Consider the following 13,789-nt stretch of genomic DNA (forward strand, 5'->3'; position numbering starts at 1 on the left):
TCAGCTTTTACAAGTTGTCGAGATTCCGTCCCGTCCCGGGCATGGGAAGGGTCGGTCAGCGAACCTCGAGTTCGTAGATGCGCGTCGCCGGATCGCCGTTCTGGCTGGGGGTGGTGATGTTGAGCCGGACGTAGCGCGCGGACGTGGCGCTGATGGCGTGGGTGGAGGTGTTGGCGGTGTTGTTGGTCACCGTCACCGGAGTGCTCCAGCTGGTGCCGTTGGTGGAGGTCTGGAGGGTGAAGGCCCGGGTGTTCCAGGTGCTCGCTTCGCCGCCCGCGCCGGCATGCTGGACCGTGAAGCTGCTGACCGTCTGCGCCGAGCCGAGATCCACCTGCATCCAGGCGCCCGACACCAACGAGCAGAACTTGTCGGTGGTGCCACCGGAGACGCTCCCGTTGACCGCCTTGGCGGGCGTTTCGCTGCTGTTACAGGCGGTGGAGCCGGTCGCCGGTTTGTTGAGCGCCAGGTTGGCGTAGCCCGAGCCGACCGAGACGGCCTGGGTCTTGGTATTGCTGGCGCCGCCGTTGTCCGTCACGGTCAGGCTGACGTTGTAATTGCCAGCGCTGGCATAGACACGGCTGGGATTCGTCGCGGTCGAGCCGCTGCCGTCGCCAAAGCTCCAGTTGCGTGAGGTGATGGTGCCGTCGCTGTCGCTGGAGGCGTCACTGAAGGTCGCGGTGAGTCCGCTCACGGTGACGCCGAAGTTGGCCACGGGAGGGGTGTTGCCGCTGACCGCCGAGTTGATGGCCGCCGCGTACTGCGCGCTCGTGCCCTGCGCCACGCACTTCTGGATGTCGTCATACAGCCACATGAAGCCGCCGTTGATGCCGGCGCTGCTCTTCCAGGTGCTCATCCGGCTCTGCACCGAGGCCGGACTGTCGCCGCTGGCGCAGTTGGTGCCGTGGCGAGACCACAGGCCCGGGTCGACGGTCATGCCCATCGCGGTGTTCCAGCTCGCGGGGTTGTTGCCAGCGCCGCCGTCGTAGACCTGCAGGTAGATGCCGTCGACCGCGGCGCCGAGGTTGTCCTTGAGGTTCCGCCAGAAGGTCTGCTGGGTGTAGGGCGCGAAGGTGATCTTGAAGCCCTGGCCAATGAGCATCTGCCCGAACTGCGTGGTGGGAGCGAGGTCGTAGGCGCTCTCGTCGTCGAAGTTGACCGCGTTGGCGCCGGTGGCGGCCTTCAGCGCCTGGAAGTTGCGGTACAGGATGCTGTTGGTGCCGGTGCCGCAGACGAGCGTGCTGCCGCAGCCGGCGGCGGTGCCGTTGACCAGCCGGGCCATGCGCTCGAAGTCGGGGACGCTCCAGGCGCCAATGGACACCTCGATGCGATTGACCGAGGTCGGCGCCGTCTTGAGCGTGGCCAGCCGCGTGGGCCAGGCCGGGTCGCCGATATAGGCGCCGTTCCGGACGACCGGGATGTCGTTGTAGACGAGGTCGCCGTTGTCCTCGATGTGGAAGCTCCAGAGGATCACGGTGGTGAAGCCCGAGCCGCGCAGGTCGTTCATCACCGCGGTGCCGCCGGAATAGAACGGGCCGCCGCCGTAGATCGCGGAGTCGGCAAGGGCCACTGGCGAGACCGTGGCCAGCGCGAGGGCAAGGCAGGACGCGAGTTGCTTCGACTTCGGCATGGTGTGCTCCCCCGTCGCCATCATTGGCGACGGGGAGACATTGCGAGCACGCAAACCAGCAAGTCAATTCTATTCAGACAAACTGGAATATACTGAAAGCATCACTCGGCGCGGAAGTGCGACTCCGCGATGGAGGCACCCCAGCAGCAGGCGGCCTCGCCCTCCTCGCCGGTGGGCAGCGTCGTGTGGAGCGGAGCGCCCGCCTTCACATCCTCGAAGTAGAAGAGGTTCTTCGGGAGGAGGACGAGCGCGCGGTCCGCCTTGCGCGTGCGCAGGGTGAGTTGCGCCAACGCCGGGTCGGCCACGTCCGCGGGTCCCTTCGGGAAGAAGGCCTCCCGCTTCGACGGAGCGCGGTCACCCTCCGGGATGCAGCCGCCATCCTCCGTGGAGACCTCCACCTCGCGCACGCGGCAGCCCTTGCCTTCCGCGAAGTGGAACACCGCCCGCACCTTCGTGAAGTAGCAGTCGGGGGTGCCGCAGTCCGCGCTGTGGACGTCCGCCACCGCCGTCAGGCGCACCTTGTTTCCAGGCAGGGACTCCACCATGCCGTTGCGCGCGTAGCGCTGGAACAGGGGTGCCTGGGCGCAGCTGGAGGGCACCGGAGCCGCCGCCCGGGGTGCGTCGCCAGGCACGGACAGCAGGAGCGCGACGAGGGGCGCGGCGTGCTTCAAGGACATGGCTGAAGTCATATCAGGCGCGGGTCCAGTCCATCGACCGTTTGACGGGCTCCGCGCTTGGGAGCACGGTTCGGATCAGCGAGGTGAACAACATGAAACGGGTCACTCTGATTCTCTCCCTGGCCACCGCGGGCTGCGCGTCCAGCCAGCGTCCGGCTCCCACGGATCGCTATCTCCTCACGGGCACGCGGCTCTATGTCGCTCCGGACGCGCCCCCGTTGGACAACGCCTGGGTGGTCGTGAGCGGCGGGAAAATCGAAGCCATGGGTTCCGCGCCGGTTGCTCCGCCTCCCGGAGTGCGGCTCGAGGATGCATGCAGCGGTGGGGTGATCACCGCGGGGTTCCAGAACAGCCACGTCCACTTCACGGATGCCGCGTTCGCCGGAGCCGTCAGCCGTCCGCGCGACGAGCTTCAGCCACCGCTCAGCGGGATGACCACGCGCTTTGGCTTCACGACGGTCGTCGACACCGGCTCCGACCCCACGAACACCGAGGCCCTTCGCCAGCGCATCGAGCGAGGCGAGCTGCAGGGGCCGGCGATCCTCACCGTTGGGTCCCCGCTGTATCCGCGGAACGGCATTCCCTTCTACCTGCGGGACCTGCCGCCCGAGCTGCTGGCGCAGCTTCCGCAACCCGCGTCGGCGGAGGAGGCCCGCGCCGTCGTCCGCACGAATGCCGAGGGCGGCGCGAAGGGGACCAAGCTGTTCGTCGCCACGCCCCAGGGAGGGGGGGAGATCCGGCGCATGGCGGAGGACGTCGCTCGCGCCGCGGCGGATGAAACCCACCAGCGAGGGGGTCTGGTCATGGTGCATCCCACCGACCCCGAAGGCGTGAGCGCGGCCGTGCAGGCTGGCGTCGACGTCGTCGTGCATACGACCATCGATTCACCGAAGACCGGGTGGAGCGAGGAACTCGTCGGCCAGATGGTCGCGCGCCACGTCTCCCTGGTGCCGACATTGCAGCTCTGGGGGTACGAGCTCGCCAAGGCGGACGTGCCCACGGACGTGCGCGACCGCCTCGTGGGGGGTGCCGAACGGCAGCTCGCGGCGTTCTCCAGCGCGGGTGGCCAGGTCCTGTTCGGCACCGACGTCGGTTACATGACGGACCTGGATCCGACGCAGGAGTACGTCCTCATGGCCCACGCGGGGCTGACCCCGATGCAGATCCTCGCATCGTTGACCTCCGCCCCCGCTGCGCGCTGGAGCGCCACCGAGCGCAGGGGCCGCGTCAAGCCGGGCTTCGACGCCGACCTCGTGGTGCTCAACGGAGATCCCTCCACGGATGTCCGGCGGTTCGCGGACGTGAAGTGCACGATTCGAACGGGCAAGGCGCTCTTCGTCCGCGCTTCCGCCGAGTAGCGGATTGCCACGATTCCCCACGCGGCATGTCCGGGGCGAGCATCCACACTCCCCCTTCTCCCCCGGAGCTCCGCATGCGCATCCCCGCCCCGTTCGCCGCTGCCCTCCTCCTGCTCACCTCCGCGACGGCCCTCGCCGCGGAGACCCCGTGCAGCATCGTCTGCGCGCAGAGGTTCCCGCTCTGCGAGACCGCCTGCAGCGTCAACGGCGAGGACACGAACTGCGGTGCGGCGAACTACCGCTGCGTCGAAACGGTCGGCGTGAACTCCGAGCCCACGACCTCGGTGATGTCCACCGAAGAAGCCCCCCAGGTGTGTCGCGACGAGCGCCTGGACGGCGAGCAGCCCCAGACCGCCGAGGGTTGAGCGTCCGGAAGCGCGCCAGCTGATGCAGGGCACGGAGGTGCCCTGCATCCCGAGGCTTCAGTCGCGGACCACGGCCACGTCGTCCACCTGCAGCCAGGTGTCGCCCGCGTTCGCCCAGGTTCCGGCGTACACCTCCACGCTGTGGTTGGCGCCGGAGTTGAAGGTGACGGACTGGAGCGTGTAGCCGCCCAACGGCTGCGTCAGGTGCACCTCGTTGAGGACGGGACCGCCGTTGAGCATGCGCGCGCCGAAGTAGCCGTCATTCTGGTTGGAGGACGTCTTCACCCAACCGGTCAGCGTGTAGACGGTGTTGGGCGTCACCGCGACCTCCTGCTTGAGGGCGTTCCAGCCGGTGTTGTTGCGCACGAAGCCGTTGTTGGCGCCGGTGCGCGCGAAGCCCAATCCCCGGTCGACGCCGCCATTGCCCTGCACGTACCAGGGCGAGGTCGCGGTGGTGGACAACTGCTGTTCGAAGCCACCCTGAGCCACCAGGTTCGCGCCCCGCGTAAGGCTCACGTCGTCCAGCTGCGCCCAGGTGTCGCCCGCGTCCGCCCACACGCCGCTGTACACCTCCACGACGGTGTTCGCGCCGGAGTTGAACGTGACGGTGCGCTCCGCCCACGACGGCAGCGAGCCGTACTGCGTCTCCCCCAGGACGGGGCCATTGCCCGCGGCGCGAGCACCGAAGTAGCCCCGGGTGGTGTTGGACGAGGAGCGCAGCCAGCCCTTGAGGGTGTAGTCCGTGTACGGCTGCACCACGACGCTCTGCTTGAGCGCGTTCCAGCCGCTGGACGCGCGCACGTAGCCGTTGTCCTGGCCGGAGCGCGCGTTGCCCATCGCCCGGTCGATGCCACCCGCGCCAGCCAGGTACCAGGGCGCCATCGTCGGCGTCGCGGCCTGCGTCTCGAAGCCCGGCTCGGACAGCAGGTTGTTGCCTTCCGCGTCGGCCGTGAGCGTCGCGCGCAGCAGGAACGTGTTGTAGGGCGTCCACTGCGAGGTGATGAAGTACAGCTCGCTGGCGCTGTTGCCCCACGGGTGGATGAAGCCGTTGTAGACACCGGGGAAGGCGGCGCCGGTGGCCAGCAGCTTCTCCCCGCTCCACGGCCCGGTGGGTGTGCCCGCGTCGCGCATCACCACGGCCTGCCGGTGCTCGTTGAGATACGTCATCAGGAAGCGGCCCAGCGCGGCGTTGTAGGCGACGGACAACTCCCCCGCGATGCCGATGACCACCGGGCGCGCCGCCGCCTGGGACGCGGACCAGCCGTTCCCGTCCCAATACCGATACGCGTTGATGTCCAGCAGCGCGCCCTCCGGCACGCGAGCCAGGTGCACGTTGCCAAAGCGTCCGTTGGGCGTGGCGTACAGGTAGACGAAGCCGCCGTTCTTCACGAAGGCGCCCATCTGGAAGGGGTTCGTGAAGGACGCGTTGTTCACCCAGCGCGCCGACGGGTGCTTCACCCAGTTCTGTCCGTTGTCATCCGAGTACGCGATGCCCGAGTAACTGGTGGTCCACTGCCCCGGGTCACCCCAGTGCTTCACGGACATGTAGTGGATGAAGTGGCGCGTCCCCACGCTGACGCCCGCGGTGGGGATGACGGTCATCTCGTCGTTGTCCACCTTCCGGGACGCCAGCACCTCCTTCGCGTGGCGGGTGCGGTCCTGGATCATCGTGGTGAAGGACAGGCCGTTGGACAGCGTGGTGTCCGCCGAGCGCGCCAGCACGTTGCTGCGCCAGCCGCCGCCACACCCGCCGTTGCCGCACCAGCCCGCGCCGAAGGTGTCCCCGAACAGGACGAACACCTCACCGCCGCCCTTGTCCCAGACGATGCCCAGGTCCGTGCCATACACCTCGTAGTTCGTGTGCGTCTGGTTCGGGTTGGGCAACGTCTCACCCGCTGGCGTGGCGCCCGTCACCCGCGCCACCTTCGTCACGTTCGTGGGCGTCACCGCCCCGGCCGTCCCCGCGCCTCCCAACAGACACACCGCCTGAAACACCACCGCACGCCTCATCATCTGGACCCCTCCGGCAAGGAATTTGCACTAACAGCAAAAGCTCCAAATCAAGAAATACCCAACCTTGATTTGAGGACTCCAGTGTCCGGTGGATCAGCTGTAGCTTGGGGGTGCCCAAGGAGAACCGGATGCTCGCCTGCGTGGACGTGGACTACCGCCCCGACGTCACCGTGGCCGCGTGCGTCCTCTTCCGCGGGTGGACGGACGCGAAGGAGGCCGGGCACCTGGTGGACCGGGGCCCCATCGCGGCCCCCTACGAGCCCGGTCAGTTCTACCGCCGCGAGCTGCCGCACCTGCTGCGGGTGCTCGCCGACGTGCAGGAGCCGCTGGAGGCCATCGTCGTGGACGGCTACGTGTGGCTGGGGGAGAACGTACCCGGACTGGGAGCGCGCCTGTACGAGGCGCTCTGTCGCACGGTGCCCGTCATCGGCGTGGCCAAGACGCCCTATGTCACCACCGGGCCCGCGCTGCCCATCGTGCGGGGAGGGAGCCTGCGGCCCCTGCTCGTCACGGCCATTGGAATGGAGACCGCGACCGCCGCGGAGCACATCCGGCGGATGCACGGGAGTTCGCGCCTGCCGACGATGCTGAAGTTCGTGGACCGGCTGTGCCGTGAGTCCTGACCGTGCTACCCCAGGGGCATGGATCGCCCCCGCCGCCCCACCGCCTCGCCTTTCGAGTTTCCGCCCGAAGCCGCGTTCACCTGGCATTCGGAGAGTGACGAACCCGCGCCCACTCGCCTGTCGCCCGTGGACGACGGCCTCAGCGCCGACACAGCGCTCAAGCGCGTCCGCCGGGGCGAGTTCCTGCGCTACTCCGGCGACTTCCACAACGCGAAGCAGCTGCTGGGCGCGTTGGGCCGGCGGCTCGAACGGCCCTGGCAGGCCCGCTCACCGCTGGAGGCATTCCGGGCCGAACGCCGCGCGCGGCAGCTGGAGCATGCGACGCTGTCGCGCATCGTCGTCGCGCTGGACCGAGGCTACCGCCTGGACCTCGCGCGCGCGCCGGACGTCGCGGAGGCGTGCCGGCAGGTCTGGGGCGAGCCCACGGAGGACTTCACCGTCGTCCCGCTCAAGCAGCTGCTCGGCATGCTCGGGGCCGCGGAGTGGCGGCGCAAGGGCCTGGAGGTCCCGGGGCTGAAGGGGTTGCTCCATCCGCATTACGGCGTCTACCTGCCCACACGCACGGACTACGTGGAGCTGCTGGCGGCCGTGTCGGACGTGAAGGGCAAGCGCGTGTTCGACGTGGGCACCGGCACCGGCGTGCTGTCCTTCCTGCTGCTGCAGCGCGGAGCGGCGTTCGCGCAGGCCACGGACTGCGACTCCCGCGCGGTGGCGTGCGCACGGGAGAACGCGGAGCGGCTTGGCCTCTCGCAGCGCTTCCAGGTGACGGAGGCGGACCTGTTCCCGGAAGGAAAGGCGGACCTTGTCGTCTGCAACCCGCCGTGGATTCCCGAGCCTCCCAAGAACCGGGTGGACCGCGCGGTGTTCGACGAGGACAGCCAGTTCCTGCGCCGCTTCCTCGAAGGGCTCCCCTCCGCGCTGAACCCAGGGGGAGAGGGATTGCTGATCCTCTCGGACCTGGCGGTGCTGCTGGGCCTGCGGCCGGCCGGGTGGATCGAGGAGCAGTTCGAGCGCTGCGGCCTGACGGTGGCATGGCGGAAGTCCACCCCGGCACGGCACTCCAAGGCGAAGGACAAGGCGGACCCCCTGCACGCCGCGCGCTCCCAGGAGGTCACCACCCTCTACGGCCTCGTGCCCACCGCCAGATAGACGCCGCATCATCCCGCGCGAGTGGCCACCGCCAGGGCCGCCGGAATCCTCTCCCGCATCCACTCCACGAACCTGCGCAGCCTCGCCGGATGGAAGCGCGCGGCGGGATAGAGCAGGTACATGGGCAGGGGCGCCGCCTGCCATCGCGGCACCAGGTGCACGAGCCGGCCGCGCTGGAGGTCCTCCCGGAGCACCCAGGACGAGCCCACGCAGACGCCCAGGCCTTTCACCGCGGCGCTGCGCATGGCGTAGAGGCTGTCCGTGCTCACGCGTGGCTGGAAGACGATGGGCTGGACCTCACCGGTGGCCACATGGGTGAGTGAGATTTCGTTGCGATAGAACGTGCGCAGGGACAGCCAGGGCAGCCTCGCGAGCTCGTCGGGATGCACCGGTACGCGTCCCCCTGTCAGCACCGAGGGCGCGGCCACGACGATGCGAGGCACCTCCGCCACGCGGATCGCCACCACGCTGGGGTCCTTCACCTCGCCGACGTGGAGCGCGCAATCGATGCCGTCCGCGATGAATTCCACGGCCCGGTCATGCAGCAGCCATTCGACGGAGACCCGCGGGTAGCGGCCCAGGTATTCCGTCAGCGGGTCCACCAGCAGTTCCTGACCGAAGGCGTGAGGCACCACGACGCGCAGGGTGCCCTCGGGTTCGTCGCTCGCGCCGCGCAGGTCGGACTCGAACATGTCCCAGCTGGCCAGCAGCTCCTTCGCCCGTTCGTAGCAGCGCGTCCCATCCTCGGTGAGCTTCATCGCGTGGGTGGAGCGCTGGAGCAGCCGCAGCCCCAGTGAACGCTCCAGCGCCTGGAGCCGGCGGCTCACCGTCGGCTGCGTGGTGCCCAGCTGCGCGGCGGCGGAGGACAGGCTCCCGGCGTCCACGATGCGGATGAACGTCTGCATCAGCTCCAGCCGGTCGGCGCTGGCGGACGTGGGAATCTTCGGCGGCGACCCGCGCCGACGGGCAGGCTTCGAGAGGTTGGGCATGGTGATACGCAACGCGTATAACCGCTGTACGGAGCAGGCGTCTACCGTCCCCTCCCGCTCTGGCGCACTGTCACCTCATCGCGCATCACCCGAGGTGACCCTCATGTCCTTCATTCGCGCCGTACATGGAACCGCCGGAAACGGCTCCCTCCCCTCACCGGCTCCCGCCGCCAGCAACTCCCTGTCGCACGGTCTGCGCCTGCTGCTGGCCGCGAGCGCCGGCCTGTCGGTGGCGGCGATCTATTACAGCCAGCCAATGCTGGGGGTGATGGGGGCCACGCTCGGCGCCTCCGACACCGCGGTGGGTCTGGTGCCCATGCTCACGCAGCTGGGCTACGCGCTGGGCATCCTGCTGCTGACGCCGCTGGGTGACCGCTTCGACCGGCGCCGCATCATCCTCATCAAGGCCGCGCTGCTGAGCGTGGCCCTGCTGCTGGGCGGACTGGCTCCGGACATCCAGCTGCTGCTGGTGGTCAGCTTCACCGTGGGCCTGACGGCGACCGTGGCGCAGGACATCGTGCCGGCCGCCGCGACCCTCGCCTCCGAGCATGAGCGCGGCAAGGTGGTGGGCACGGTGATGACGGGCCTGCTGCTCGGCATCCTCCTGTCCCGCGTCATCAGCGGCGTGGTGGCCGAGCGCTTCGGCTGGCGCGCTATGTTCATGGTCGCCGCCGCCAGCGTGGCCTTCGTCGGCGTGGCGGCCTGGCGCGGCCTGCCCCGCTTCCATCCGACCAACACGCTCTCCTACGGCGCCCTGCTCGGCTCCCTGGCCGGCCTGTGGCACAAGCATGGCGCCCTGCGCCGGGCGGCGCTGGCCCAGGGACTCATCTCCATTGGCTTCAGCGCGTTCTGGTCCACCCTCGCCGTGATGCTGCATGGCGCCCCGTTCCACCTGGGGAGCGCGGCCGCGGGTGCCTTCGGTCTAGCGGGCGCGGCGGGGGCGTTGGGCGCTCCGGTGGCGGGCCGCATCGCGGATCGCTACGGGCCGGAGGTCGTCACGCGCCTGGGCGCCGGACTGACCGTCCTCTCCTTCGCCACGATGTTCGCGGCGCCGTGGCTCGAGCCCCATCACCGGCTGTGGCTGATTGGCGCCAGCGCGATTGGCTTCGACCTGGGTGCGCAGGTGACGCTCGTGGCGCACCAGACGCTCGTCTTCGGCATCGAGCCCGCCGCACGCAGCCGCCTCAACGCCCTGCTGTTCGCCGGCGTGTTCATCGGCATGTCCGTGGGCGCGGCGAGCGGCAGCCTGGTGCTGGCCCACTGGGGCTGGGTGGGCGTGACGCTGCTGGCGACGGCTTCCGCGCTGGCGGCCCTGCTGGTCCGCATGTTCCCGGCGGCCCCCACGGTCCGCTGACGGTGCCGAAACCGCGCCCCGTCCTCTGTCCGAGGACGGGGCCCCCCTCCCCCACCTACTGCAAAGCCTGTTCGGACAGCATCCGCACGTTGAGCGCGCCGTTGGCGAAGAACTGACTGTTCTGGCCCACGCGGTGCTGCTCCAGCCGGCGCTGGAGGTTGACGTCGTAACGGCCCAGCTTCATCAGCCCGTCGTTGAACCAGCCATCCCCCGGCCCGGTGCCGTCCACGAACTCCGCATACACCTTGGGCGAGGGCCAGATGACGGTGTTGAGCGTCGCGACGAACCTGCGGATGTCCGCGTCCGTCCACTCCATGCCCGCGTCGTGGGCCTCGACGATGAAGGCCAGCACGTTGTTCGCGTGCGCCACGTCCTGGCCGGGCTGGGCGTTGGTGTCCCACTTGTCGTTCCAGAACCAGGCCGCCGGGTGGTCGGGGTTGGGCGCGATCTTGTCGCGCAGCGAGGACGGGAAGTTCGGCATGCCGTGGTTGATGTTGCTGAAGACCTCCAGGTAGCGGGCCTTCCGCTCCGGGTCGGTGGTCATCCGCGACAGGTCCATGGCGATGAAGGCCCAGTGCGCGGCCATGTGCGTGCGGTTGCGGTAGACGAAGTCGTTCGCCCCGCGCAGGAACCACTTGTCGAAGATGTTCCGCTCCGTGAACGCCAGCAGCCGGTCGTACTGCCTGCGGTAGTTGCTGGAGCCGTAGAGGTCCGGAGTCTCGCGGATGATGCGCAGCATGCGCGTCACGTAGCGCCAGCAATAGCTCTCATAGAGCGGCACCTCCTGCCCGGCGGGGGACGTCAGGGTCGAGGACCAGCCCAGGTATCCGTCCTTGAACTGGCTTTGGGGAAGCGCCGAGGAGACGCGGGCGGAGGCCACCAGGTTGTTGACGTAGAGCAGGGCCCGGTCCAGGTACGCCCGCTTCCCGGTGGCCCGGTACATCGCGGTGTTGGCGTCCAGGCCGTAGGCGAGGTTGTAGAAGTCCCAGCTGTCGCGTGAGTTGCTCCAGGGCAGGAAGGTCTGCATGTGCTCGCGGCCCCACTCCTCCACGAACATCCCCTCCCAGACCGCGACGGGCCGGAGCCCCGCGGGAGTCGGAGGCAGCGTGGGGGGCGTCGCGGGGAGCGCATCTTCTTCGGGGGCAGAAGCAGGCTCCATGGGAAGCGCCTGCACTTCAGGGGACTCGATCCGGCCCACGGCCTCACATGCACTGCACAGCAGCAGCGAAAGCACCAAGACCGGGAGACGGATCCAACGAGAGCGGCACGAGCAGCGGGGGTTTGACATCGGGGGTCCTCGCTTCAGGTCGATGTGGCCTGAAAGGGTATGGGCGCAAGCGGACCCTCCCAATGCCCCCACGGGAATGGCCGCCCATCCAGGACCGGACTTCCACGTGCCCTGGCTGCTTGCCTCCTCACATCGTGATGTCTGGGGTTGGACAGACTCCATGTCCAGGACCGGCCGCTCTCGACGGACGCGGTTCGAAAGTCCAGACATGCCCCTTGCTGGCGGTGGGTGCGGGCTGCCTCATTTTCAGCCAACAGCACGAACAAGAAGACCTACGAGGGGCAGGCCACGACGGTGAGGCCGTGGGCCATCTCTTCATCTGCGTGGTGCCGGCCGACTCCTCGGCGCCGTGCCCCGCCCACCGCTCCGCGCCTAGAGGCAGCCCAGCTCCATGGCGCGGAGCACGGCGCGGGTGCGGTCCCTCACGCCCAGCTTGGAGAGGATGCTGGAGGTCTGGTTCTTCACCGTCCCCTCCGCGGTCCCCAGCGCGTCGGCGATCTCCCGGTTGCTCAGCCCCCGCGCGATGAGGCGCAGCACCTCCACCTCGCGGCGGGTGAGCCCCTCTGGCAGGTCCGCGTGGGGGAAGTCGCGAGGCAGCTCCGCCATGCCGCGCGCCACGCGCTCCGCGACTCCTGGCGGCAGCAGCGTCTGACCGGAGGCGACGCGCCGGATGGCCTCCGCCAGCTCCTCCAGGGACACGTCCTTGAGGAGGAAGCCCTGCACGCCCAGGCGGAGGGCCTCGATGAGGACGGCGTCCTCGTCGAAGGTCGTGAGCAGCACCACGCGCCGGTCCGCGTCCGTGAGGCGCAGCGCACGCAGGGCCTCCAGTCCCGTCATGCGTGGCATGCGTACGTCCAGGAGCACCACGTCCGGGTTCAGCTCCGCGACCTTGAGCAGCGCCTCCTCGCCGTCCGAGGCCTCACCCACCACCCGCAGGTCGGGCGTGAGATCCAGCAGGCTGCGCAAGCCCTGGCGCACCAGGGCGTGATCATCCGCGAGCACCAGGCGGACCGTGTTCATGTCCCCACCCCACGCTCCTGCGTGGCCGGCAGCCACGCCTCCAACTCCAGCCCCTGCCCCGTCGTCGCGCGCCACTCCACGCGCCCGCCCAGCCGGGTGAACCGCTCCCGCATGCCGGTGAGCCCCGCGCCGGGCGTCACCCCCGCCGCGCCACTTCCGTCATCCCGCGCATGCACCCGCACCCCGCCGTCCTCCGTGGGCGCAATGACAATCCACAGGTTGCGGGCCCCGGCGTGGCGCAGCGTATTGGTGAGGACCTCCTGCACGCAGCGGAACAGCGAGTGCGCCGCTTCGGTGGACTCCAGAGCCAGCTCGCCGGGGACGTCCAGGTGGACGGAGAGTCCAGGGGCTCCCTCCGCGAGCGCGCGCAGCGAAGGCAGGAGCGGCATGGGCGCCTCGCGCAGCTCCGTCACCGTGCGCCGCACCTCGGACAGGAGCGTGCGGGCGGTCTCGCGCGCGCGGCGCAGGTGTTCGGCGGCGGCCGTATCCTTCGCGGTGTACGCGGCGGCCTCCAGGTTGAGGCTGAGCGCGGTGAGGTGGTGCCCCACGGAGTCGTGAAGCTCGCGGGCGATGCGCAGCCGCTCGCCCTCGCGCTCACGCGTGGCGAGCAGCACCTGGGTGGCCTGGAGCTCCGCGTGGACCCGGGCCAGCTCGCGGCGGGCCTCGGCCTCCCGGACCATCACCAGCGAGGTGCCGAACGTGAAGCCCTGGAAGCCGGTGTAGAGGAGCGTCTGCACCAGGGCCTGGACCAGCGGGTGCTGGACCGCGAACACGACGAGCATGCCCAGGACCTGGGGCCCCACCCATGTCAGCGCCCTGCGCTGGGAGAGGATCTCCGGCACCTGCCCGGCGGTGATGGCGAGCAGCGCGCCGTCCAGCCCGCTCTCCCCCGTGGCGAGACAGACGAGCGCCGCGAGCGTCTGCGCGACGAGCAGCGGCAGCTCTCCCCGGCCCTGCACCCGCGTCTGGAACCAGAAGGTCCCACCGAAGGTGAGGAGCGCGAGGCCCCACAGCAGCGTGTCCGGAGCCATCCATCGCGCGGGCTCACGCGCCAGGTCCTCGAGGTGCGCGAAGCCGACCACGGCCCAGGTCAGCATCCCGGCGACGAGCAGCATGCGATGGGTGGTGGCGGGCTTCGTCACGGCAGACCGCGCGGGCATGGCGGAGGACCCTAGGACGTGTCCGCAAATAGTTCGAGGGGAGCCGGGTGTTAGGAGGGCATGAGCCGAGGAGAGCTGACGGACGCCCAATGGGAGCGGCTGGCAGGACTGCTGCCGCCCCAGAAACCCGCGCGGGGCCGACCGAACAAGGACCACCGCGAAGTGC

The 13,789-nt window shown here is 69.5% G+C and carries 12 protein-coding genes and 1 pseudogene; 6 read left to right on the forward strand and 7 right to left on the reverse strand.

Annotated features, from left to right (window positions below; all coding sequences use genetic code 11):
* Window positions 1-55: 55 nt before the first annotated feature.
* On the reverse strand, window positions 56-1,627 hold the full coding sequence (locus D7V77_RS06265; protein ID WP_120575355.1) for a PKD domain-containing protein: 1,572 nt from the start codon (window positions 1,625-1,627) through the stop codon (window positions 56-58).
* A gap of 101 nt (window positions 1,628-1,728) precedes the next feature.
* The gene (locus D7V77_RS06270; RefSeq protein WP_120575356.1) at window positions 1,729-2,304 is read right to left on the reverse strand and encodes a hypothetical protein; all 576 of its coding nucleotides are present in this window, start codon (window positions 2,302-2,304) and stop codon (window positions 1,729-1,731) included.
* 92 nt (window positions 2,305-2,396) lie between these two features.
* Here D7V77_RS06270 and D7V77_RS06275 point away from each other — a divergent pair, with 92 nt between their 5' ends.
* Window positions 2,397-3,662: an amidohydrolase family protein gene (locus D7V77_RS06275; protein WP_147451997.1), complete on the forward strand. Its 1,266-nt coding sequence runs from the start codon at window positions 2,397-2,399 to the stop codon at window positions 3,660-3,662.
* 74 nt (window positions 3,663-3,736) lie between these two features.
* Window positions 3,737-4,027 carry a hypothetical protein gene (locus D7V77_RS06280; protein ID WP_120575358.1) on the forward strand — a complete coding sequence of 97 codons (291 nt, stop codon included), beginning with the start codon at window positions 3,737-3,739 and terminating at the stop codon, window positions 4,025-4,027.
* Between the two features lie 57 nt (window positions 4,028-4,084).
* On the opposite strand, the gene D7V77_RS06285 is transcribed toward D7V77_RS06280, so the two are convergent.
* On the reverse strand, window positions 4,085-6,040 hold the full coding sequence (locus tag D7V77_RS06285; RefSeq protein WP_120575359.1) for a DUF4185 domain-containing protein: 1,956 nt from the start codon (window positions 6,038-6,040) through the stop codon (window positions 4,085-4,087).
* 110 nt (window positions 6,041-6,150) lie between these two features.
* On the opposite strand from D7V77_RS06285, the gene D7V77_RS06290 reads away from it, so the two are divergent.
* A complete protein-coding gene (locus D7V77_RS06290; protein ID WP_233596722.1) occupies window positions 6,151-6,663 on the forward strand; it encodes an endonuclease V in 513 nt (170 codons plus the stop codon).
* An 18-nt stretch (window positions 6,664-6,681) separates the two neighbouring features.
* Entirely contained in the window at window positions 6,682-7,812 is a 1,131-nt protein-coding gene (locus D7V77_RS06295; RefSeq protein WP_120575361.1) for a class I SAM-dependent methyltransferase, read from the forward strand.
* Between the two features lie 8 nt (window positions 7,813-7,820).
* Here the strand turns inward: D7V77_RS06295 and D7V77_RS06300 are convergent, their stop codons facing one another.
* Window positions 7,821-8,801, reverse strand: a complete 981-nt coding sequence (locus D7V77_RS06300) for a LysR family transcriptional regulator (RefSeq protein ID WP_233596723.1) — start codon at window positions 8,799-8,801, stop codon at window positions 7,821-7,823.
* Between the two features lie 103 nt (window positions 8,802-8,904).
* On the opposite strand from D7V77_RS06300, the gene D7V77_RS06305 reads away from it, so the two are divergent.
* Window positions 8,905-10,155 carry an MFS transporter gene (locus tag D7V77_RS06305; RefSeq protein ID WP_120575362.1) on the forward strand — a complete coding sequence of 417 codons (1,251 nt, stop codon included), beginning with the start codon at window positions 8,905-8,907 and terminating at the stop codon, window positions 10,153-10,155.
* A 55-nt stretch (window positions 10,156-10,210) separates the two neighbouring features.
* On the opposite strand, the gene D7V77_RS06310 is transcribed toward D7V77_RS06305, so the two are convergent.
* The 3 genes from D7V77_RS06310 to D7V77_RS45660 all read right to left on the reverse strand — a co-directional run bounded on the left by D7V77_RS06310 (window position 10,211) and on the right by D7V77_RS45660 (window position 13,623).
* Window positions 10,211-11,314, reverse strand: a complete 1,104-nt coding sequence (locus D7V77_RS06310; protein ID WP_233596724.1) for a hypothetical protein — start codon at window positions 11,312-11,314, stop codon at window positions 10,211-10,213.
* Window positions 11,315-11,815: 501 nt separating this feature from the next.
* Window positions 11,816-12,463 carry a response regulator transcription factor gene (locus tag D7V77_RS06315; RefSeq protein WP_120575364.1) on the reverse strand — a complete coding sequence of 216 codons (648 nt, stop codon included), beginning with the start codon at window positions 12,461-12,463 and terminating at the stop codon, window positions 11,816-11,818.
* Window positions 12,460-13,623 carry a sensor histidine kinase gene (locus D7V77_RS45660; RefSeq protein ID WP_120575365.1) on the reverse strand — a complete coding sequence of 388 codons (1,164 nt, stop codon included), beginning with the start codon at window positions 13,621-13,623 and terminating at the stop codon, window positions 12,460-12,462. Before D7V77_RS45660 ends, D7V77_RS06315 begins: the two co-directional genes overlap by 4 nt.
* A 60-nt stretch (window positions 13,624-13,683) precedes the next feature.
* Between D7V77_RS45660 and D7V77_RS06325 the strand changes: the two are divergent.
* Window positions 13,684-13,789, forward strand: a pseudogene (locus D7V77_RS06325) (IS5/IS1182 family transposase); the annotation flags it as partial.

Origin of the sequence: Corallococcus sp. CA041A, assembly GCF_003612075.1 — a bacterium.
Lineage (GTDB): Bacteria > Myxococcota > Myxococcia > Myxococcales > Myxococcaceae > Corallococcus > Corallococcus exiguus.